Here is a 21,779-nt window from a genome sequence, read left to right on the forward strand (position 1 = left end):
ATGATCGAGTTCCGCAACGTAGAGGTCCGCTTCGGCGACTTCGTAGCGCTGCCGGACTTCCAGCTGGAGGTCGGGGAGGGTGAATTCTTCACTCTCCTCGGCCCCTCAGGCTGCGGCAAGTCCACGGCTTTGCGCACACTCGCTGGCTTCATCGAGCCCGCCTCCGGCCAGGTCCGCATCGAGGGCAAGGACGTAACCCACCTTCCCAGCCACCGCCGCGGCATCGGCATGGTTTTCCAGAACTACGCGCTGTTTCCCACCCTCTCAGTGGGGGAAAACATCGCGTTTGGCCTCAAGACGGCCAAGACCCCCGCCGCTGAGGTCCGCTCGCGGGTGGGCGAGATTGCCCGGCAGGTCAACCTCACGCCCGAGCAGTTGGGAAAGAACGTCGCCGAGCTTTCCGGCGGCCAGCAGCAGCGAGTGGCGATCGCCCGCGCGCTTGTGCTTCGGCCAAAGATTCTCCTTCTTGACGAGCCGCTGTCCAACCTCGATGCAGCCCTCCGCAAGCAGCTCCGCGTCCAGCTCAAGGAACTCCAGCAGCAGTTCGGCATTACGAGCGTTTACGTTACCCATGACCAGGACGAAGCACTCACGCTCAGCGACCGCATCGCGGTTATGCGCGATGGCCGGATCGAGCAAGTCGCCACCCCGCAGGATATTTACTCGCGTTCGGCCACCGAATTCGTCTGCAATTTCGTCGGTGAGGCCATCCGCCTCTCGTCCGCGGACGTTGCGGTCCTCGCTGCCCGCGGTGGGGGAGTGGACCCCGCGCGGCCGGATTATCTTCGCGTTGAGAAAGTAAAAATAGCCGACGACGGCGGGACCTCGCCTACCGGAGCCGTCGCACTTTCCGGTCATGTCGCCTCTCGCACCTACCACGGCATGTTCAGCACGTATCGAGTGGATACGGCTGGAGGGCAGGTCCGTGCGATCGTAAAAGAGGATGGCCGACGTAGCTATGCGCAGGGCGACTCCGTGAAAGTCCTGGTCGATCCGACAGATGTCCTCCAATACGCGACCTCCGAGCCGCACACCGAGATGCTCTCCGAGCCTATGCCTGCAGGGGTCGCCCCATGAGTGGCTCCCTGCGCCAACTGCTGCGCTCCCCGCTCTTCCTGGTCGTCGCCGTCGTCGTTCTGTGGTTCTCCGCAGCTTTCCTGATCTACCCAAGCGCTAAGGTCCTCACCACAGTGTTCGCCCCGGAAGGTGAGTTCAGCTTCAGTGCCATCCAGAGGCTTCTCTCCTCGGAACGGGCCATGGACTCGCTTCGGAACAGTTTTGTGCTCGCCCTGGTGCTCTCAATGACGGTGAACGCTGTTGGCATCGCCATCGTGCTCATCACGCGGTACTTCGATGTCAAGGGTTCACGGATGCTGTGGCTTGGCTACGCGACAACCCTCGTCTATGGCGGCATCGTGCTCGTGGCAGGGTACAAGGTCATTTACGGCGAGCACGGTTTCGTCACGAAGCTCCTTCAGGGACTCATCCCCGGCCTCGACCCGGCATGGTTTTCCGGCATGTTCGCCGTCGTGTTCGTGATGACATTCGCGACCACCGGCAACCACCTCCTGTTCCTCGGAAACGCCTTGGCGAAGGTAGATCACCAGACCATTGAAGCTGCCCGGATGATGGGCGCCTCGGAGTGGACTGTGTTGCGCAAGGTGGTCATGCCGACGCTGATGCCCACGGTTTACGCGCTCACTATCCTCACCTTCCTTGGCGGCCTCGGCGCCCTCGCGGCGCCCCAAGTCCTGGGCGGAAAGGATTTCCAGACGATCACACCGATGATCCTCACGTTCGCCAATGCCCCGAGCTCCCGCGACCTCGCAGCGACGCTCGCGCTGATCCTCGGTTTCGCCACCATTGCATTGTTGGCTGTGCTCAACCGGCTCGAAAAGGGCGGAACGTACTTCTCGGTCTCGAAGGTCCCCACGGTCCTGCAACGGCAACGAATCCGGAACCCCCTGGCAAACGCCGCCATCCACGTGCTCGCCTATGCGCTCTTCGGGGTCTATGCCATCCCGCCCGTGCTCATAGTGCTGTTCTCCTTCACGAACGCCTCCGCGATCCAGAGCGCCACCCTGGGCTGGGACAGCTTCACCTTTGCGAACTATGCGCGGGTCCTCACCGATTACACCGCCATCTGGCCGTTCCTTGTAAGCATCGGCTACAGCGCCGTCGCTACAGTTGTGGTGGTTTTCGGGCTGCTCTTCGTCGCCCGGATTCTGCAACGCTTCCGCGGACCCGTCACGGCCGCCATCGAATACGTCCTCCACATTCCGTGGATCCTGCCCTCCACAATGATCGCCTTGGGGCTCATCCTCGCGTACGACCACGGCGAATGGATCGTCGGCAACATGGTCTTGACGGGGACGGTGGCGATCCTTGCGATCGCGTACGTCGTCCACAAGATCCCCTTCACCCTCCGTATGCTCAAGGCTACGTTCGCCGGAGTGGACGGGCACCTTGAAGAAGCCGCTTCGATCCTCGGCGCGGGCTCGTTCGAGACGTTTCGCCGCGTCCTGCTGCCGATAGTCGCACCGACCGCAGCCGCCGTCGCCGCGCTGAACTTCAACAGCCTGCTGGATGACTACGACACGGCAGTGTTCCTTGCGCACCCGTTGTACCAGCCGCTCGGAATCGTCATCAAGAACGCCACCAGCGAGGATACGCTCAGCGACGCTACAGCCCTTACGTTCGTCTACACCGTGATCCTCATGGTCATCACGGGGGCCACGATGTGGCTCGTCTACGGGCGGGGACTATCGCGCCCCCGGAAGCGCCGCCGTCGTACATCCGCCCTGCCTGCCACCGCCAAAGCGGGCAGTGAAGCAACCGATCCTACCCAGCCTGCGCGGTCTCTGGCCGGCGCCTCAAAGGAGTGACCATGTTCGGACAGCCCCGCTTTGCGGAGGTCAACGCACCTCTCAACGCCGCGTTTGCGGCCGCACGCCCGCTCGTGGCGGTCCACCGCGGAACGGGCTTGGGCACCATAGCGGAGAACACCTCAGCCGCAGTGTCTGCGGCGCTTCGACAGGGTGCGGAGATGGTGGAAATCGACATCGTGCAGTCCACCGACGGCGAGTTCTTCCTTTTCCACGACGGCTATGAGCCCATGCATTTCGGCCTCAGCCGCAACATCCGGGATATGACGGCAACGGAGATCCGCGCGCTCGAATATCGCTGGTGCTCCGACGCCGCAGGTGAGCGCTACGGTGTGGCCGAGTTGGCCGACGTCGTGCGCGGGCATCCGGAGGCGCTGTTCAATGTGGACCGCTCATGGTGGTTCTGGCGTGATCTCCTGCCGGTCCTCGACGGCCTGGACGTCCTGGGCCGGGCGGTGCTCAAGTCCCCTGTGGAGGACGAGTGGCTGGGGTTGCTTGCCTCGCACCCGGTCAAGCATGCGTTTGCGCCCATGGTGCGAAGCCATGATGACGTGTTGAGGGTCCTGACGGAGCCTGACATCAACACCGTTGGATTCGAACTGCTGGCCGAGTCCCCGGACCACGAATTCGCCCAGCCCGAGTACCTCGAGTGGCTGCACTCACGGGGCTGCTTCGCGCTACTGAATGCGATTAACCTCAGCAACCGCGTGCCGCTGTTCTGCGGCTGGGACGACGAGACCTCGGTGCTCTCTGATCCTGATCTCGGCTGGGGCGCGCTGGTGGCCCTGGGCGCTGACATCATCCAGACCGACTGGCCTGGCCTGCTTGTGCCATATCGCGATCGCCTCGCGCTGCGAGGGCCGGCACCCGTTGGGCAGGCTCTTGCCCAGTAGAGTGGTGGCCGTGGCAGGAGTGGGCGAGGGTATCCCGGGGGCATCGCCCCTGGGCGTGCGGATGGACGACGTCGCCGCGCGTGCCCAAGTTTCCCGTGCCACGGTTTCCCGGGTGCTCATGGGCACTGTCCCTGTGTCCGAAAAGACCCGGGCCAAAGTCCATGCTGCCCTACGCGAACTCGGCTATGTGCCGAACATGATCGCCCAGGGGCTCGCAGGGGGCCGTTCTGACCTTGTCGGGTTGCTTCTGCGCGGCCCGAGCAACCCTGCCTACGGCCTCTTGCATTCAGAGATCCAAATCCAGGCTGTAAGGCTGGGACTTCAGCTCATCACCGTTGTTCCGGCGCCTATGGAGCCCAGCGAGGCGGAGTTCGCTGCGCTCCGTCGCCTCCTGGGCCTTCGGGTGGGAGGGCTTATGGTCTCCACCGGAGTCATCCGCTCAACCGACTTGGAACCTTTCCTGGACACGGTTCCTGTGGTCTCCGTGGGACGCATCGAGGAACACCCCGGCATCTACGGCGTGAGCTATGACGAAGACACAAACGCTGCGATCGTCGCCGATCGTGTGGCGACGGCCGGACACCGCGCTGCCGCCGTCGTTATTACAGGCTCGGAACTGTCGACGGCGGAACACCGCCGGGGCCTGGGCATGGCCGCACACCTGGAGGGGCGCGGTGTGGACGTTCACCGGCTGGAGGCCTCCACGTTCGGCACGCACACGGACTGCTACGACGACGTCGTGGCGCTGAGCCGCGAGGGGCGAGCGACAGCTGCCTTGTTTCCTTCGGATATTCGAGCCCTGGGTTTCCTCGACCACGCCGACGCGGCGGGCGTGCGCGTTCCGGAAGACCTCTCCGTCACGGGCTTCGATGCGATTATGCCCGGTCTCAATCGCATCGGGCTCGCCTCCCTTCGGATTCCCGTTGCCCGCGTTGCCGAGCGCGGAGCGGAAGTGATGAAGGAGATGCTCAGAGACCGTGAAAGCGTGCCGGTGAGGCATGAGCGATTCCCGGGAGAGTTTGTGCCCGGAAGGACGCTTGCCGCACCAAGGTAAAGCGTGGCTGCTTGGAGACAACTTAAAAGGGCGAGGCGGGGCGAAACGCCCCGCCTCGTTGGCACCGGTTCGGCTCCCTGCGCCCGACTTTCGGGCTACGTGTTGCGATCGATTTTTGCAGGGTCTGGCTTCTCCGGTGCGGTTTCTAGTCCTGGCTCAGTGGGCCAGGGCTGGCTCGGTCAGCTGAAGCTTCTCCGCCTCAGTGGGTACAAAACCGGTCCTGAGCTCAGCGCGAAGCTTTTCGGTGTCCAGTGCGCGCTGCCATTTGGCGATGGCGACGCACGAGACGATGTTGCAGACGGTGCTGGTCAGGGCGCGGGCTTCGCTCATGAACCGGTCGATCCCGACGATGAGGGCGACGCCCGCCACGGGGAGGGTGGGCATTACGGTGAGGGTTGCAATTAGGGCGACGAAGCCACTGCCTGTGACACCGGCAGCGCCTTTGGACGTCAGGAGCATCATGCCGAGCATCAGGAGGATCTGGTCCCAGCTGAGCTGGATGTCGCAGGCTTGGGCGATGAACATCGATGCCAGTGTGAGGTAGACGGCCGTTCCGGTGAGGTTGAAGGAGTAACCGGTCGGCACAACGAGTCCCACAACGCCTCGGTCGCAGCCAATCCGCTCGAGCTTGGAGAGGAGGCGGGGCAGCACCGGTTCGCTCGAGGAGGTTGCCAGGACGATCAGGAACTCATCACGGAAGTATCGCAGGATCTGCCAGAGGCTGAACCCGGTGATCTTGGCGAGGATGCCCAGGCCGACGACGACGAAGACAATGCAGGCAGTATAGAAGGCGAGGATCAGCATCCCGAGGTTGCCGATCGAGTGGGCGCCGTACTTGCCTACGGTGAACGCCATGGCACCGAACGCGCCGATTGGCGCAACCTTCATGAGGTAGCCGAAAATGACGAAAAGCAGCCGGTTGAAGCTATTGACGACGTTGAGGGCGAGCTGTCCGGGCGCACCGAGCTTGCTGAAGGCAAAGCCGCACAGCAGGGCGATGACGAGCACGGGCAGGACCTCGCCGTCGGCGAAGGCTCCCACGAACGTGTGCGGGATGATGTTCAGGAAAAAGTCCACCGGGTTGCTGCTGGGAAGCTGGCCGGTGTACTTCGACGCGACAGAAGAGTCCAGGTGGGTGGGGTCGATGTGCATCCCTGCTCCCGGCTGGAAGAGGATGACCGCACCGAGGCCGGCGGCCAGTGCCAGGGCCGTGAGGGTGTAGAACAGGCCGAGCGAGCGGAGCAGCGTCGGCCCCACCTTCTTTGTGTCGGTCAGCGACGTGATTCCGCTGACGATCGTGCAGAACACGATCGGGGCGATCATGAACTTCACGAGCTTGACGAAGCCGTCGCCCAACGGCTTTAGCGAAGAGCCGAGGTCGGGCCACAGCGCGCCGACGAGGACACCGAGCGCCACGCCGATGAGTACTTGGACATACAGGTGCCCGAGGATGGATTTGATCTTCATTGAACAACTTCCTTGATTAGCCCCTATCCATGATGACAGGAGCTGGTCGATAAGGGCTATGCCGTCAGGGCCGCAGCTCGTGCGACGTCGATGTCGGCGACGGCAAGATGGCGGGCCGCCCTGTGGAGGGCGACTTCGCTGACGTGGCCGGAATCGTCGGTGACGATTTCAGTGGTGATGACGCCGGCCGGCGTGCCGATCCGCAGCAGCCGGGTTGCCTGGAGGGCGGCGTGCGCCGGGCCCAGGGCTTTGCCCACCACTGACTCAGGCAGGGCGGAAGCGACAGAGACCGCAACAGCGGATGTGAGGCCGATCGCGGGGTGGGGCGCGAGCATCGAGAGCATGCGAACCCGGACGTCGTGGCTGTCAGCCGTGATCATTCTTCCGTCCGAAGCGGTGTAGTCACCGGGGGGTGCCACGACCCCGACCTTCGGCACTGCGTTCTGTGGCGGTTCCTCCGGCTTCCTCAGCCCCATCGCAACAGCTGCCGATGCCCTGGCGGCGATGAGTTGGTGAAGGTGGTCGCCCAGGTTGCCAGTCATCGATGAGAGGTCGATGCCCAGACCGTCCGCCCGGAGAAAGACCGCCGGCGCCCCTGCATCGACCATGGTTGCGGCGAACGAGACCGTGCCAACGGTGAGCTGGTCCGCCATGCTCCCTGTCGGCAGGAGCGCACCCGCCGTCTGGCCCCAGGGGGCGTGGAAGGACAGGCTAACCGGGACGCCGGGGGCCTTGCTCCCCGGAACCCTGGCGTGGCCCGACGTCGGGACGCGACCGCCCGGCGTCGCAATCGTCCCGCTCAGCACGGCTCCGGTATTGAGGTTGCGCATGCGGACCCGCGTCGTTCCCTCTCCCGGGATGACAATCCCTGACTGAACGGCGTATAGGGCGATCGCGGTTGCGCAGTTACCGCAATTGGAGCCGAGCTCCACTGTGGGGTCCCCGATCCCTACCTGGGCGAAGAGGTATTCCAGGTCGGCCGAACCGTCAGGTGTGGCCGTGATGACCGCGGCCTTCGACGTCGTCGAGGTCCCGCCTCCGACGCCGTCCAACTGGCGCGCATCGGTTGCACCGAAGGCATCGGCCAGCAGTTCGATGACCTCTTCACGGCTACCAGCATGCTGGGCCACGTCCTCGGCATCGAAGAGCCAGCACTTGCTGGTGCCGCCCCTGTACCAGTGACCACGGAGTTGCACTTTCTTCTCCTTCACGACTCGTGGTGTTGCGCCTCACAGCGCCTGCTCCCTCTACGATCCGCGACTCGAGGTTTCAGCACAATCACAAGAATCTGCACAAAGGTCTACTTTTGCTAAACTCGGGCTATGGCTCTCTTCGATTTGCACAGGCTCCATCTGCTCCGCGAAGTGGGCCGTTCAGGGTCCCTGACCTCGGCCGCGACGGCGCTGTCTTTTACGACGTCGGCGGTGTCGCAGCAGATAGCCAAGCTTGAGCACGAAGTGGGTGTTGCGCTGATAGAGCGGCATCCCAGGGGCGTGGTCCTCACCGATGCCGGCCAGGCACTCCTGCACTACGCGGACCAGATCGACAGGACCATCGAGGCGGCACAAGCGGAAATGGACGAGTTCGCTGGCCTGCGCCGTGGCCAGTTGCGGGTGGGAACCTTCCCAACGGTTGGTGCCTCGCTCATGCCCGACGTCGTCCTCGCCTTCCGCGCGCGCCACCCGGAAGTGGCCGTCACCGTGGTCAGCGCCCGCCGCGCCGGCCTCATCGAGCGGCTGAAACGCCGGGACATTGAGCTGACACTGCTCTGGGACTACCCCTGGGAACACATCGAGGACCAGGACCTGAACCTCATGCCGCTCATGAACGACCCCACCGTGCTTCTGGTCCCGGCCGATCATCCGCTTGCGACCCGTCGATCCGTACGGATCGACTCCCTGCAGGAGCAGGAATGGATCGTCCGCGACGAGCATCCAGTGGCCGACGTCCTCCGCCGCGTCTGCCGTGATGCGGGCTTTGAGCCACGCATCGCCTTCGCTGCCAACGACTACCAGGAGACTCAGGGCATGGTTGCTGCTGGTATCGGCATCGCCCTTGCACCTCGACTAGCGCTGAGCGCGCTCCGCCCCGACGTCGTCGCGGTTCCGCTGGCCGGGTCTCCGGCCCGCAGGATCCTTCTCGCTCACCTCAGGAACCGCAGGCTCAGCCCCGCAGCGCAGCAGGCAGTCTCCGTGTTTCGGTCGACGGCTAAGGGCGCCAAGAACAAGGTGACAGCGGGCGCGGAAGAAATTGTCCGCTAGTCTTCCCGGTCAATCTCCAGATAGCTAAGCCCGCTCAGGTCGAGCCAATAGCGCGTAGGCGTCTCCACCAGTCGCAGCAAAACCCCCTCGCAGTCGCGGCAACGGACCACGATGCCGGGCGCGTCGGTGAATACCACGGCCTCGCCGAAAGCTTTGATCGAGCCGCAGTGCCTGCAGCGTCCAAGGGCGGCAATGATGTCTATGCGGAACACTTCGGATAATGCTCCCGCGACGGCATTGCCGTCTACGTGCGTGATGGGGTCGTGCGCGGCTCCCGCGATGTCCTGGTCCAGGGCTTCCTCTGCGCGGGGGTCTTCAGCCTGGGGATCCTCGGCGTCCGGACCAGGGAAGTGCTTGGCGTCGTTCATCGGATCGCTCCCGTCCCGCCAAAGCGCTCGGTTTTGATCGATGCCTCGGGATAACCCGCGGTCACCAGCCAATCCGCCACCGTCTCTACGAAGACTGTCTGTCCGCAGACAAAAACATCGGGTTTCAGGTCCACTGGAAGGACCCTTGCCAAAAGGGTCTCGGCGGTTAGGCGCGCTGGAGGCGTTGGCCAGCCCTCCGGCGTCGAGCGCGTGTAGACGTACGCAACCATGAGCCTGCCCGACTCTTTATTCAGGCGATGCAGTTCCTCCCGGTAGAACACCGTCTCGGGCGACTTGAGCGAATAGAGCAGCCGGAACTGGGAAGGGTTATCGGAAGCCTCGTGCGCTCGGATCATCGACATGAGCGGCACGACGCCGGACCCGCCCGCGATCAGTTGGACCGGGTTGACGTTGGCAGGCCGCCAAACGAACCAGCCACCCACCGGGCCGCGGATTTCCAACTGGTCCCCAACGGCCAGGTCCCTGACCAGGAAAGGCGATACTTCGCCGTCGGGCAGTTCATCAACGGTGATCTCAAGGTGCTCGTCCATGCCAGCCGATGCCACGGAGTAAGAGCGAACGGCTGTGTATCCGTCGTCGGCCGTGAGCCGGATGTCGATGTGCTGGCCGGCGACGTTGCCCATCAGGCCGTCCACGCGGAGTCCAATTGTCCGGGCGGTGGCGTTCTCCTGGACCCCGCTGACCACCTCGGCGACGCGCCACACGGAACTCACGGCAGCGACCTCACGAGTAGCGTTCCTCGCGCCATGGATTGCCGTGGAGATGGTAGCCATTCGATTCCCAGAACCCAGGAACGTCTTCGCCCGTCAATTCCAGCCCATGCACCCACTTGGCGCTCTTCCAGAAGTACAAATGCGGTACGAGCAGCCGGGCTGGTCCGCCATGGGCTCGTTCCAATGGTTTGCCGTCGAATTCCCAGGCCACCCACGCCTTGCCTCCAAGCAAATCCCATAATGGGACGTTGGTTGTATAGCCGCCGTAGGAATGCGCGGTGGCGAAGTCGCTGCTTGTTTCCACACTTTCGAAGAGGGTGTCCAAAGAAACCCCGCGCCACATTGTTCCCAACTTCGACCAACTGGTCACACAGTGAATATCCGTGGTGAATTCTTCCTGCGGCAATTCCATGAATTCATCCCAGGACCAGGAGAGTCGCTGGCCGTTCTCTGGAGCAATGAAGAATTCCCACTTGTCGGTTGGGATAACGGGAGCAGGGCCGGCCGTAAGCACCGGAAAATCCCGTGTCTCATGCTGACCAGGAGGCAAGGCAGGATTTTCGGACTGCCGCCGTCCACGAAAACCAGAAGAAATGATTCCCACGATGCACCTCCGGAGTGGAGCCCCACCCGGCCAAAGGCCGTTGATGCCCCAACCATAGGGCAACTGCCGGGCGCGGTCTAGAGTGGTGCGTCTACCGCCCCCGCGCGGCTCCATTAACGAGCTTGCGCCCCGGCACTCCGGGGCGCAAGCTGCGCGGGATGAGAGGGAACTACGCCGTCACGGCCAGCGCGTCGATCTCCACCAGCATCACTTCATGCGGCAGGTCAACGAACACTGTGGTGCGGCTGGGCAGCTGTCCGCTGGGCACGTTCTCCGTGATGAATTCTCCGTAGACCTCGTTCATGGCCGCGAAGTTGTCCCTGGTGGTCAGGTAGACGCGGAACATGATGACGTCCTCCACGGAGGAGCCGCCGGCTTCCAGGATGGCCTTGACATTCTCAAGGGTGCGACGGGTCTGGACGCGGACGTCGCCTTCACCGATGTACTGGTTGGTTTCCGGATCCATGGGTCCCTGGCCGGACACCTGGAACACGCCACCTTTGCGGACGCCCTGCGAGAAGGTGTGGGCGGGGGCAGGGGCGTTGTCGGTGCGGACGATGGTCTTGTCGCTCATGCGGAGATTCCTTTCGGTTTGGTCCAGCCGAGGTCTTCGGAGATTGCCTCGGTGCAGGCTTTCAGGTCGGGGAGCAGGCCCAGCAGGCCCTCATAGTCGAGCATCACCACAGGCACGGAGAAGGAAGCCGCGGCAACTGCGCTCCCGCTCGCGTCCCGGATGGGAGCTGCGACGCAATGCACGAATGCCTCGTGCTCGGCGTTGTCGTGCGCCCACCCCTGCTTCTTCACGATGGCGAGTTCGTCCAGCAGGGCCTTGGGCGACGTCAGGGTGTTTTCGGTGAGTTTGACGTAGTTGATGCCTTCCGCAATCTGCTCCTGGCGAATGCGCGGCATGTCGGCCAGGAGGACTTTGGCCACAGCGGTTGAGTGCAGGGAAGCGGTCAGGCCGATGCGGGAGTACATGCGGACAGGGTGTCGGGATTCGAACTTGTCGATATACACCACCTCGTTGCCCTCGAATGCGGCCAGGTGCAGCGTGTGCCCAACCTTGGCGTTCAGCGCTGCCAGGTGCGGGTGCGCCACGGCCCGGATGTCCCGCTGCTCAAGGGCAAGGGACGACAATTCGAACAGTTTTGATCCCAGCCTGAATCGCTGCTTGTCGTCCCGCACCACAAAGCGCTTTTCCTCCATCGCGTGCAGGAGGCGCATCACTGTGGTTTTGTGGACGGAGGACTTCGACGCGAGCTCATCCAGGGTGGCTGGCTGGACGGCAAGTTCCTGGAGCAGGTCCAATGCTCGCATCAAGCTTTGGCTCATGGCATCTCCCTCTCGCTCTGGATGCTTCCCAAGTAACTGAATTGTCCCGCCGCGACGTGCAGGGCAGCCCACTCCTGGTCGCTGCAGCGCAGTATCCCTGCAAGGGTTTCAGCATCGGGCAGCGGACCCCGGTCGCCGCGCACCGTCAGCGTGCACGCCGCAGCAATGTGTCCCCTCCGAAGGCTTGCCTTTTGATCCAGGCCAAAGAGGTAGCCGCTCAGGTAGCCGGCAGCAAACGAGTCGCCGGCGCCCACGGGTTCCACCACGTCAACGGACAAAGCGGGCACTTCGTCCCGGCTTCCGTCGCGCCCCAGCGTGATGGCGCTGGTCGCCTCGTTCTTGACCACCACGACGGCGGGATCCGGGAGCAGGCGGCGCAGCTCACCTTCGTCGGTGGTTCCAAAGGCAGGTCCGGCCTCGTCCTTGCCCACGAGCACGATGTCCGCCTGGTTGGCGAGGTCCCGGAGCGCTGCCCGGTCGCGGTCCGCCCAGAGCGCGGCACGCCAGTTGACGTCGAAGCTGATAGTCCGTCCTTCGCGGGGAGCTGCGAGGATTGCCAGCAGCAGCTCGTGGCATCCGGAGGACAAGGCGGCCGTGATTCCGCTGATGTGAATCAGGCTTGCACCTGCCAGCAACTTGGCGACGTCGGGGTTCTCCAGGAGGGCGGGTCCCATTGCCGAGGCCGCCGATCCCTGCCGATAGTACAAAACTGAGCTGCCGCCGTCGGGGTTTTCTTCCTGGGCCGGAACCTTGACATAAAGACCGGTGGGTCGCTTGTGGTCCACCTCCACGGCGTCAGTCTTAACGCCGTGGGCCCGCAGTTCCTCGAGGATTCGCCGTCCAAAGCCGTCGTGGCCCACGCGGCCAATCCAGTGAGCGTCGAGGCCCATGTCAGCCAAGCCCATGGCGACGTTCGATTCGGCACCGCCAATGCCCAGGTGCAACTCTTCGGCGAGGTGCAGGGGAGTGTGGCGTCCCGGCGTCAGCATGGCCATGGTTTCACCGAGGCATACGGCTTTCAGCATGTGTGTATCCGGATTCCTTAGAGCTTTGGGGGAGGGGGATGAGGTCTTGACTCGTCATCCGAAGCAATGCTAAACATATCTGCAGCACTTTTGCAACGGTGATTGCAAAATACGCAACGCAGCCAAAGAGGGCAGCACCAAACCTTGCACCCGTGAAGGGATTGAACACAGGTGACACCATCAACCACCGGCGGTCTTGCCGCCATCGAAGCCAGCGCCCTTGCCGGATTGGGCAAAGAAGCCTTGGGCTGGAACCACAAAGCGGCCCCTGTAGCCGCTTATGGAACCTCCACCCGGGACTTCGCCGAGGCCCGTCATGCACTCGCTGAACTCCAGACGCCGCTGCTCACGCTCGACGCGGTTGCCATGGCGCACAACCTGGACACCATGGCTGCATGGTGTGCGCAGCACGGGGTTCTCCTCGCGCCGCATGGGAAGACCACAATGGCCCCCCAGCTATGGGCCGAGCAGCTCAATCGCGGAGCCTGGGGCATCACGCTCGCCAATTTCGCCCAGCTGCGTGTGGCCCGGAAGTTTGGCGTGCAGAAGCTTATGCTCGCCAACAGCCTCACTGACCCGCACGCAATTGAATGGGTGGCCGGGGAAGTGGCCAGCGGTGCCACCATCCTGTCCTGGGTTGATTCGACGGACACGGTGCACCGTTTGGAGCGAGTCCTGGCAGCCACCAACTCGGCAGGACTCGATGTGCTGGTGGAACTCGGCGGAACCGGCGGCCGGACCGGTGCCCGCAGCGTGAGCGCTGCCCTTGAGGTGGCCCGCTCCGTGGCGGCGTCCCCCTCGCTCCGGCTGGTGGGCGTTTCCGGCTACGAGGGTTCCCTGGCCCATACGGCAGAGGCCGGCAGCATTGCCAAGGTCCGCGCCTACCTCGAAGACATGAAGGAGCTGCACGAGTCGCTCCTGGCCGAGGCCCTCTATGACAGCGGCGATGTCATCATCACCGCCGGTGGCAGTGCCTACTTCGACGACGTCGTCGAGGTGCTGTCCCCGTGCATGACTGGGAATGGCGCCCCTCGGGTTAACCTGGTGATCCGCAGCGGAGCCTATGTGGCCCACGACGATGGCTTCTACCGCGGAATCTCGCCCTTCTCCCGCGAGCAGTTCCTGCGCGGCGGCGGCCAGCCGTTCCGCACAGCCATGCACGGCTGGGCGCGGGTCGTCTCCCAGCCCGAACCTGGCCTCGCCATTCTCGACGCCGGCAAGCGTGACCTTCCCGTAGACGAGGGCCTGCCCATCCCGCGGGCCATAGGGTCCGAGCTGGGCACAGCCATGGAGCCACTGGAGGGAGCCACGATCACCGCGGTCAACGACCAGCACTGCTTCCTGTCCTTCGACCCGAAAACCACCACGGTAAAGATCGGCGACGTTGTCAGGCTTGGCCTCTCCCACCCCTGCACCGCATTCGACAAGTGGACCCTCATCCCGGTCCTCGCGGACACTGACAACGACCCCACCGTCGTCGACCTCATCCGCACCTTCTTCTAGGACCCCGCATGAAGACGCTCATCAGCAACGCCGTCATCGTGGACGGCACCGGGGCCCCGCGCCGCGAGGGCGATGTCCTGCTCGACGGCGGAACCATCACCGTGGTTGCCGAAGCGGGCAGCCTGACGTCCCTAGGCACCGGGGCGGACCGCACCATTGATGCCTCCGGCCTGGTCCTCAGCCCTGGTTTCATCGACATGCACGCGCACTCGGACCTGCAACTGCTGGTGAACCCGGAGCACTACGCCAAGCTCAGCCAAGGCGTCACCACCGAGCTCCTCGGCCAGGACGGCCTCTCCTACGCCCCGGTGGACGACGCGACGCTTGCGGGGGTCCGGGAGAAGATCGCGGGCTGGAACGACAATCCCGCGGACTTCGACTTCTCTTGGCGAACCGTAGGGGAGTATCTGGACCGCCTGGACCGCCCGGACGGTGACGGCGGTCGCATCGCCACCAACGCGGCGTACCTTGTCCCGCAGGGAACAGTCCGCGCGCTCGTGATGGGCTTCAGCGAAGGCGACCCCACACCCGAGCAGCTCAAGGAAATGCAGGATGTCATCCGCACGGCCATGGAAGAGGGCGCTATCGGCATGTCCTCAGGGCTGACCTACACGCCGGGTATGTACGCCGGCACCGAGGAACTCGCAGCACTGTGCCGAACAGTCGGGGGACTCGGCGGCTTCTACGCCCCGCACCACCGCTCCTACGGCAAGAACGCCCTCGGCGCTTATGCGGAGATGATCGGCCTCAGCAGGGACACTGGCTGCGCCCTGCACCTCTCACACGCCACCATGAATTTCGCGGAGAACAAGGGCCGGGCGGGTGAACTGCTGCAGCTCATCGACGAAGCACTGGAAGATGGGGTGGACATCACCCTGGACACCTACCCGTACCTTCCCGGTGCCACCACACTCTCGGCGATCCTGCCGAGCTGGGCCTCTTCAGGTGGCACGGAGGCCACGCTGTCCCGGCTCCAGGATCCCGTGACCGCGGAAAAGATCCGCGAAGCCGTGGAGATCTACGGCTCCGACGGCTGCCACGGCGTCGTGGCGGAGTGGGACACCCTGGAAATCAGCGGCGTCCAGAATCGGGAGCTCGCGGGCCACGTCGGAAAGACCATTGCAGACATCGCGGCGGAGGGCGGAAGCGCGCCGTTCGAGGTGTTCGTGGACATCCTGGTCAAGGACCGACTGGGCACGGGCATCCTCCAGCACGTGGGTCACGAGGAAAACGTCCAGGCGATCATGAAGCACCGCACCCACACCGGCGGCAGCGACGGACTGCTTGTCGGAGCCAAGCCCCATCCCCGCGCCTGGGGAACCTTCCCCCGCTACCTCGGCCACTACTCCCGGGACCTCGGCCTGCTAGGGCTTGAGGACATGGTCCACCACCTCACCGGCAGGCCGGCCGCCCGGCTGAAGCTGGACCAGCGGGGGCTGATCCGCGAAGGCTACGCGGCCGACGTCGTCCTCTTCGACCCGAACACCATTCGCGACAACGCCAGCTATGAAAGCCCCCGGCAGCCCGCTGCCGGAATCCACTACGTATTCGTCAACGGCACGGCAGCCATCGACGACGGGAAGCCCACCGGTGCCCGCGCCGGCCGTGCCTTGAGACGATCCCCGGAAGGAACAACCAAAGCCAATGACTCCTGACGATTTCCTCCGCCAGCTTGAGGCGGACCGAACGCTCGCCGTCGTCCGGGCCGACTCGATCCCGGATGCCGCGGAATTGAGCCGGGCCCTCGCCGAGGGTGGCATCCGCGCCGTCGAGCTCACGTTCACGACGCCGGACGTCCTCACCCACGTCCGGCGCGCTGTCGAGACTGCGGGGCAGCACGGCGCCGTTGTGGGCATCGGGACCGTGATGACAGGAGACCAAGCCCGGCAAGCAATCGACGCCGGTGCACGTTTCCTGGTGACCCCGGGGATCCGGCCCGAGGTCGCCTCCGTGGCGGCCGACGCGGGCATCCCCTTCAGCCTCGGGGCCATGACTCCCAGCGAAGTGGCCCAGGCGCTGGATCTCGGCTCCGCCGTCGTGAAGATTTTCCCAGCCCGGCAGGTGGGCCCTGCCTACCTCAAGGACCTCCGCGGACCCTACCCGGATGTGAAGCTCCTCCCCTCGGGAGGGATCGACGCCGGTAACGCCGCCAGCTACCTCGACGCCGGTGCCACCGCTGTCTGTTGCGGCACCAGTGTGGTCCCTCCCGCCGCTGTGGCCGCCGGCCAATGGTCCGATATCACCGCTCGCGCTGCAGCATTCGTAGCTGCCATCGCGCCCAGCTCAGCAGAAAAGAACCCCTCATGAACGAATTCCTCGACTGGCTGCGGCACGACACCGCAGGCCTCCTGCTACTTGCAGGCGTTGGCATTGCCCTTCTCCTCTTCCTGATCATCAAGGTCAAGGTTGAGCCGTTTATCGCACTGGTCGGTACCGGTGTGCTGGTGGCCCTCATCGGCGGGGTCTCCGTGGAGGCCCTGGTCGGTTCAGCCACCAAGAGCAGCGACGCCCTCATTGAAAAAGGCTTCGCCGGGATCCTGGGCCACATCACCCTGATCATCGGCCTCGGCACCGTCCTGGGCGCAATCCTGGAACGGTCCGGTGGCGCGGAAGTCCTGCTGGGGCGGCTCGTGAGGATCTTTGGCGAGAAGGGCACGCCGCTGGCGATGGGCCTCACTGGGTTCGTCCTGGGTATCCCCGTGTTCTTCGACATCGGCATCTTCGTCCTTGCGCCGCTTGTCTACGTGGCGGCGGTTCAGGGCAAGAGGTCACTGGCCCTGTACGCCTTGCCCTTGCTTGCTGGCCTCTCCGTGACGCACGCCTTCCTGCCGCCGCACCCCGGTCCCGTTGCCGCCGCCGGGCTGTTCCACGTGGACCTCGGCTGGATCATCCTGATGGGCCTGATCTGCGGCATTCCTGCCTGGTTCGCCTCGGGTATTCTTTGGGGAACCTGGATCGGCAAGCGCGTTGCGGTCTCCGTCCCCGAGGACCGGGTCATTCCGGAAGCCGAGGAAGCAATCGGCCATGAGCCTCCCCTGAGTATGGTCCTGCTGGCCATCGGCCTGCCCATGATCCTCATCCTTGGCGGTACCTTCGGCAATATCTTCGCCCCCGAGGGTCCCCTCCGCGCCACCTTGCAGTTCTTCGGCAACCCGGCCATCGCCCTAAGCGTCGCGGTTCTGTTGTCCATGTGGCTGCTGGGCATCCGCCGCGGCATGTCTGCCAGCGAACTTAGTGAACTCACGGGAGCCTCGTTGCGACCGGTAGGCATGATCCTGCTGGTGGTTGGTGCCGGTGCCTTCTTCGGTGCCGTGTTGTCAGCCACCGGCGTGGGAACGGCTGTGGCGGGAACGCTGTCCAAGGCGGGTCTCCCGATCATCCTGTCCGCGTTCGTCATCAGCGCCGGCATGCGCATCGCCCAGGGCTCGGCAACCGTGGCCATCGTGACCACGGGCGGCATCCTGGCACCGAGCCTGGCAAGCGGTTTTTCCCAGCCGCAGCTGGCCCTGATCGTTATGGCGATTTCCTCCGGCTCGATCATCGCCAGCCACGTCAACGATGGTGGATTCTGGATCATCTCCAAGTACTTCAACATGTCAGTGAAGGACACCCTGAAGACTTGGACCGTGCTGGAGACTGTGCTCTCGGTGGTGGGCTTTGGGATGTCGGTTCTGGTGTATCAGTTCGTGTGAGCTAGTCGGCACAGACTGAGGGCGCCCCAACTGTGGCTGGGGCGCCCTCAGTGTTCTGTGGTTGACGTGATTCTGGCGAGTTTTGGGGGGCTAGGAAGCCTGTCCCCATTCGCGGACCTCTTGGGTCTCACCGAACGGGACTTCGCGACTGACTTCCACGGTATAGCTGTTGAAGTCGTGCTGCGTTACCAGGATGCCGTGACGGAGTTCCATTGCGGATTCGAGTGCGATTTCCTCGGCCGCATTAAGGTCTTGCTGGATGGTGCTGGCGTCGTCTGCAGTGATTTCGAGGACGAGCTCGGAGTGATGCTTGATCATAGATGCTCTCTTCTTGCGCAAACAGGATGGATGAGAGGGGCCGGGCACAGTGGTTCACGTGGCGCGGTTGCGCGGATGGAGCTTCATCAAGGAGATCGTGATTGTGCCCGACATTCATGGATGGGGCAGGCCTGCCTGAGAATCGGCGGCGGGGATCGGAACAGTCCGTACAACGGATTTCGCATTCTGTGCGATCCACAGACAGTTTCCAGCAAAGGCGGCCTATGTGCAATGACCCTTTTGCGGAAATTGACTCAGTGCGATGGAGATCACACCTGGGGTGCTCCGCGCCTGAAAGTCTTGAGCAAACCTTGAGCCGATGATGCGCGGATCCGAGCCGTTTCCTTGGGAGCGTATCGGAGAGTACTTGGTAACACCCGCGAAACGTGGGAACAGAGTGCATGAAGCACCCACACAGCCAAGGAATCAGGGGAAGTGATGGACAAGATCAACGGGGAGCAGCCTGCCGGCAATGGCGCCGAGGAAGCAGCCGAAGGCTCCCAGGCATCGGAATCCACCGAGCAGGAGACCAAGGACGAATCCAATGACGTCCGGTCCCAGATCCGTGAGTTTTTCCACTCGCAGTTCGGTGGCATCTCCAACATCTGGCCCTCTTCTGTTTGTGGGCACTGACAGCAATCTGTAGCACCGGGAAGGCGGCGTTCATATGCGAACGCCGCCTTCCTTTCTGGGATTTTGCTAAAACGCTTGATCAACATTGTGACCTAGGTTACTCTTGCTTTGATAAAACGCTTAAGCAGATTGGACGTCAGTGCCGATGACCCGCTCAGTTTTCTTCCAGCCCGCAGATGGATGGGTTGGCGACCTCATCCCTTTCCAGAAGGACGGGGAGTTCTGGCTCTTCTATCTCCATGAGGACCGCAGCGACCCCAAGCCCGGAACATCGTGGAACCTGGTCACCACCAAGGACCTGGTCCAGCTTGAAGACCATGGCATCTCGCTCCGTCACGGCGGCAAGGATGACCTTGATTTCAACGCCTACACAGGCAGCGTGGTGTGCGACCAGTCGGGTATCCATCACCTGTTCTACACCGGGCAGAACCCCCGCAATCTCGGCCCGGATGGCGCCCCTTTGCAGCTGGTTATGCATGCCACCAGCACCGACGGCATGAAGACGTGGGTGAAGCACCCCGAGCTGACCTTCGGCGCGCCGAAGGGCTATGAGACAGGCGACTGGCGTGACCCCTTCGTTTTCCTGGATGCCGAGGCGGGCGTGTGGCGGATGCTCCTGGCTGCCCGGCACGCGGATGGACCGGAGCGGCGCCGGGGCGTCATTGCCCAATGCGTTTCCGTGGACCTGATGGCTTGGAAGCACACGGAGCCGTTCTGGGATCCGCGCCGTTACATCACGCACGAATGTCCGGAAGTCTTCTCCTGGGGCGAGTGGTGGTACATGGTCTACTCCGAGTTTTCGGAGTCCTTCACCACCCGTTACCGGATGGCCAAGAGCCCTGAAGGACCATGGACCGTCCCGGAACTGGACAGCATCGACGGACGCGCCTTTTACGCCTCCAAGTCCGCCGAGCGTGACGGGCGCCGTTTCTTCTTCGGCTGGATTGCCAGCAGGGAAGACAACCGCGACGACGGCCCGTGGCAGTGGGCGGGCACCATGTCCGTCTTGGAGGCGCGGCAGAGTCCCAACGGAACGCTCGCCTTCGGCTTCGCGGACGAACTCGTGGACAGCTTTTGGGAAGATGTTCCCGCCACCTTCCACACGGAACTGCCGGCGACGCTGTACGTTCCAGATGGCTACAAGGCTTTGGTATCCAGCGAAGATATGCCAAGCCAGTTCTACGCCCGGGCTGTGCTGAATATCGAACCAGGAACCACGGAATGTGGACTGCTCCTTCGCTCGAGCGCGGACGGGGACAGGTCCTACATCGTCCGGCTGGAACCCAAGCGCGGACGCCTGGTCTTCGATCGCTGGCCGCGGAAAATCACCGGTGAAGCCCAATGGCACATCTCCGGTGATGTTCCCTTCGACATTGAGCTGGAAAGGCCGTGCGATCTTGGCCCCGGCGAGCACACCCTCGAAGTCATCGTCGATGGAGATCTCTGCGTTGCCGTGCTGGATCGCAAAGTATCACTCAGTACCCGAATCTATGACCTACCCACGGGACGGATCGGAGTCTTCGCAGGTGAAGGATCCGTCATCGTTAGCGACCTTGAAGTACGCAAGCGCACCGACAACTGAATAGCCCAACCCTCCTCCTCTCCGTTCGAATCAAGGGAGATTGCCGCAATGAAGAAGCTTTTCCGAACCGCCGCCCTCGCCGCGGCCGCCGCCCTGGCATTGTCCGCCTGTGGCGGCGGAGCGGCCAGCAGCCCCACAAACGTGAGTCCGACGGGGGAGATCAAGCCCCGGGAAATCTCATGGTTGCTATCCCGGCCCGCCGACGGCGCGGTCATCAACATCATGAAGAAGCTCGCCGCCGACTACGCCAAGGACCACCCGGGCTTCTCGCTCAACCTGATCACCACCCCGGACCGACCTTCCTATATCCAAAAGCTGGAGACCCTGGCCGCTGCGAACAAGCTTCCGGAGCTTTTCGATACCGACGCCACACCGTTCGCTCGGCAATTGGCCCAGCAGGGAAAGATGGTTGACGCTGAGAAACTATTGAAATCGCTGAACGTCTACGACAGCTACCGGCCCGGCGCCCTCGACTACCAGCGTTTCGACGACGGATCGCTGTACATGATTCCGTTCCAGTTCGAGCTGGAGTTCATCTGGTACAACAAGGCTCTCCTGCAGAAAGCGGGAGTGGCTGTCCCCAAGTCGTTGGACGACATCCCGGCAATGTGCACCGCACTCCGACAGGCCGGCATCACCCCAATCGCCATCGACGGCCAGGACCAATGGCCCTTGGAGCGCTACGTCGCCTACCAGCCGTTCAGGGCACAGGGTCCGGACTTCATCCAGAAACTAAAGAAGGGCGACGCCAAATTCGCCGACGCGGCTGGCCAGAAGACCGTTCAATGGCTCTCCTCACTGGGCAAGGCTAAGTGTTTCCAGGACGGATTCTCCGCCCAGGGTTACTCTGATGCACAGAACCAGTTCACGTCGGGACAAGCCGCCATGTACAACATCGGCACGTGGGAACTGCCCAGCCTGGCAACGGACAAGCTGAACCCGGCGGTGCGTAACGACGTCGACTTCTTCACGCTCCCAACCACGGCGGGTTCGGCAACCGCCGCAAACGAGTATGTCTCGCCGTCGGGCATCGGCATGGCCGTCAACGCCAAGACCTATGACCCGCTGGTGGCAGATTTCCTCAAGTTCGCCCTGAACAAGTACCCCACTGAGTACGCCGCCACGGGTGCGCTCTCGCCCACCACCAATGTGCAGACGACAGTCCCGGCGAACGCCACACCCCTGTACAAGAAGGCCCTGGACAAGGCCAACGACCTGGGGACCAAGCAGGCCATGCCTTGGGACACGCAGCTTGACCCAACCACCAACACCAGGCTGCAGCAGGAACTCGTGCTCCTGGTCCAGGGAAACACCACGCCGGAGCAGTTCACGAGCACGATGGACAGCACCATCGCCCAGAACGCCCCAAAGTTCTTCAAGTAACCGCAGCGGCGGGAGCCCATCCCGGGCTCCCGCCCCGAAAGGCCC

General features: G+C 63.5%; 21 protein-coding genes. 12 read left to right on the forward strand and 9 right to left on the reverse strand.

Annotated features, from left to right (window positions below; translation table 11 throughout):
* From LD110_RS11575 to LD110_RS11590, 4 genes are read left to right on the forward strand one after another with little or no spacing between them, the layout of a single operon-like run.
* On the forward strand, nucleotides 1–1,077 hold the full coding sequence (locus LD110_RS11575; protein WP_225498949.1) for an ABC transporter ATP-binding protein: 1,077 nt from the start codon (nucleotides 1–3) through the stop codon (nucleotides 1,075–1,077).
* Nucleotides 1,074–2,885, forward strand: a complete 1,812-nt coding sequence (locus LD110_RS11580) for an iron ABC transporter permease (RefSeq protein WP_225498950.1) — start codon at nucleotides 1,074–1,076, stop codon at nucleotides 2,883–2,885. Before LD110_RS11575 ends, LD110_RS11580 begins: the two co-directional genes overlap by 4 nt.
* A gap of 2 nt (nucleotides 2,886–2,887) precedes the next feature.
* On the forward strand, nucleotides 2,888–3,778 hold the full coding sequence (locus LD110_RS11585; protein ID WP_225498951.1) for a glycerophosphodiester phosphodiesterase family protein: 891 nt from the start codon (nucleotides 2,888–2,890) through the stop codon (nucleotides 3,776–3,778).
* A gap of 10 nt (nucleotides 3,779–3,788) precedes the next feature.
* Nucleotides 3,789–4,832, forward strand: coding sequence for a LacI family DNA-binding transcriptional regulator (locus LD110_RS11590; RefSeq protein ID WP_225498952.1), 1,044 nt, complete (start codon nucleotides 3,789–3,791; stop codon nucleotides 4,830–4,832).
* Nucleotides 4,833–4,988: 156 nt separating this feature from the next.
* On the opposite strand, the gene dctA is transcribed toward LD110_RS11590, so the two are convergent.
* Both dctA and LD110_RS11600 read right to left on the reverse strand, forming a co-directional pair.
* Nucleotides 4,989–6,299, reverse strand: coding sequence for a C4-dicarboxylate transporter DctA (dctA, locus tag LD110_RS11595; protein ID WP_225498953.1), 1,311 nt, complete (start codon nucleotides 6,297–6,299; stop codon nucleotides 4,989–4,991).
* Between the two features lie 56 nt (nucleotides 6,300–6,355).
* Nucleotides 6,356–7,495: a PrpF domain-containing protein gene (locus LD110_RS11600; RefSeq protein ID WP_225498954.1), complete on the reverse strand. Its 1,140-nt coding sequence runs from the start codon at nucleotides 7,493–7,495 to the stop codon at nucleotides 6,356–6,358.
* A gap of 126 nt (nucleotides 7,496–7,621) precedes the next feature.
* Between LD110_RS11600 and LD110_RS11605 the strand changes: the two genes are divergently transcribed.
* Complete coding sequence (locus LD110_RS11605; RefSeq protein WP_225498955.1) at nucleotides 7,622–8,560, forward strand: LysR family transcriptional regulator; 939 nt, start codon at nucleotides 7,622–7,624, stop codon at nucleotides 8,558–8,560.
* On the opposite strand, the gene LD110_RS11610 is transcribed toward LD110_RS11605, so the two are convergent.
* The 6 genes from LD110_RS11610 to LD110_RS11635 form a co-directional block, all read right to left on the reverse strand.
* Entirely contained in the window at nucleotides 8,557–8,928 is a 372-nt protein-coding gene (locus LD110_RS11610) for a DUF6510 family protein (protein ID WP_225498956.1), read from the reverse strand. The two genes, LD110_RS11605 and LD110_RS11610, sit on opposite strands and share 4 nt — an antisense overlap.
* Nucleotides 8,925–9,722, reverse strand: coding sequence for a ferredoxin reductase (locus tag LD110_RS11615; protein ID WP_225498957.1), 798 nt, complete (start codon nucleotides 9,720–9,722; stop codon nucleotides 8,925–8,927). Before LD110_RS11615 ends, LD110_RS11610 begins: the two co-directional genes overlap by 4 nt.
* A complete protein-coding gene (locus LD110_RS11620; RefSeq protein ID WP_225498958.1) occupies nucleotides 9,673–10,266 on the reverse strand; it encodes a sulfite oxidase-like oxidoreductase in 594 nt (197 codons plus the stop codon). Before LD110_RS11620 ends, LD110_RS11615 begins: the two co-directional genes overlap by 50 nt.
* A gap of 169 nt (nucleotides 10,267–10,435) precedes the next feature.
* Nucleotides 10,436–10,840 (reverse strand): RidA family protein, encoded by a 405-nt coding sequence (locus LD110_RS11625; RefSeq protein ID WP_225498959.1) that lies wholly within the window; start codon nucleotides 10,838–10,840, stop codon nucleotides 10,436–10,438.
* On the reverse strand, nucleotides 10,837–11,598 hold the full coding sequence (locus LD110_RS11630; RefSeq protein WP_225498960.1) for an IclR family transcriptional regulator: 762 nt from the start codon (nucleotides 11,596–11,598) through the stop codon (nucleotides 10,837–10,839). The genes LD110_RS11625 and LD110_RS11630 overlap by 4 nt, the downstream gene beginning before the upstream one ends.
* Nucleotides 11,595–12,623 carry a sugar kinase gene (locus LD110_RS11635; protein ID WP_225498961.1) on the reverse strand — a complete coding sequence of 343 codons (1,029 nt, stop codon included), beginning with the start codon at nucleotides 12,621–12,623 and terminating at the stop codon, nucleotides 11,595–11,597. Before LD110_RS11635 ends, LD110_RS11630 begins: the two co-directional genes overlap by 4 nt.
* A 171-nt stretch (nucleotides 12,624–12,794) precedes the next feature.
* Between LD110_RS11635 and LD110_RS11640 the strand changes: the two genes are divergently transcribed.
* The 4 genes from LD110_RS11640 to LD110_RS11655 are packed head-to-tail and all read left to right on the forward strand — an operon-like array spanning nucleotide 12,795 to nucleotide 17,818.
* Entirely contained in the window at nucleotides 12,795–14,126 is a 1,332-nt protein-coding gene (locus LD110_RS11640) for an amino acid deaminase (protein WP_225498962.1), read from the forward strand.
* Between the two features lie 8 nt (nucleotides 14,127–14,134).
* Nucleotides 14,135–15,781 (forward strand): amidohydrolase family protein, encoded by a 1,647-nt coding sequence (locus LD110_RS11645; protein ID WP_225498963.1) that lies wholly within the window; start codon nucleotides 14,135–14,137, stop codon nucleotides 15,779–15,781.
* Nucleotides 15,771–16,433 carry a bifunctional 4-hydroxy-2-oxoglutarate aldolase/2-dehydro-3-deoxy-phosphogluconate aldolase gene (locus LD110_RS11650; RefSeq protein WP_225498964.1) on the forward strand — a complete coding sequence of 221 codons (663 nt, stop codon included), beginning with the start codon at nucleotides 15,771–15,773 and terminating at the stop codon, nucleotides 16,431–16,433. Before LD110_RS11645 ends, LD110_RS11650 begins: the two co-directional genes overlap by 11 nt.
* A complete protein-coding gene (locus LD110_RS11655; protein ID WP_225498965.1) occupies nucleotides 16,430–17,818 on the forward strand; it encodes a GntP family permease in 1,389 nt (462 codons plus the stop codon). The genes LD110_RS11650 and LD110_RS11655 overlap by 4 nt, the downstream gene beginning before the upstream one ends.
* A 90-nt stretch (nucleotides 17,819–17,908) precedes the next feature.
* Here the strand turns inward: LD110_RS11655 and LD110_RS11660 are convergent, their stop codons facing one another.
* Nucleotides 17,909–18,136 carry a hypothetical protein gene (locus LD110_RS11660; protein WP_225498966.1) on the reverse strand — a complete coding sequence of 76 codons (228 nt, stop codon included), beginning with the start codon at nucleotides 18,134–18,136 and terminating at the stop codon, nucleotides 17,909–17,911.
* 438 nt (nucleotides 18,137–18,574) lie between these two features.
* On the opposite strand from LD110_RS11660, the gene LD110_RS11665 reads away from it, so the two are divergent.
* The 3 genes from LD110_RS11665 (at nucleotide 18,575) to LD110_RS11675 (ending at nucleotide 21,734) form a co-directional block, all read left to right on the forward strand.
* Nucleotides 18,575–18,769: a hypothetical protein gene (locus LD110_RS11665; RefSeq protein ID WP_225498967.1), complete on the forward strand. Its 195-nt coding sequence runs from the start codon at nucleotides 18,575–18,577 to the stop codon at nucleotides 18,767–18,769.
* A gap of 145 nt (nucleotides 18,770–18,914) precedes the next feature.
* Nucleotides 18,915–20,351 (forward strand): GH32 C-terminal domain-containing protein, encoded by a 1,437-nt coding sequence (locus LD110_RS11670; protein WP_225498968.1) that lies wholly within the window; start codon nucleotides 18,915–18,917, stop codon nucleotides 20,349–20,351.
* Nucleotides 20,352–20,399: 48 nt separating this feature from the next.
* Nucleotides 20,400–21,734 carry an ABC transporter substrate-binding protein gene (locus tag LD110_RS11675; RefSeq protein WP_225498969.1) on the forward strand — a complete coding sequence of 445 codons (1,335 nt, stop codon included), beginning with the start codon at nucleotides 20,400–20,402 and terminating at the stop codon, nucleotides 21,732–21,734.
* Nucleotides 21,735–21,779: the final 45 nt, after the last annotated feature.

The organism is Arthrobacter sp. M4, assembly GCF_020251205.1.
Taxonomy (GTDB): Bacteria; Actinomycetota; Actinomycetes; order Actinomycetales; family Micrococcaceae; genus Arthrobacter.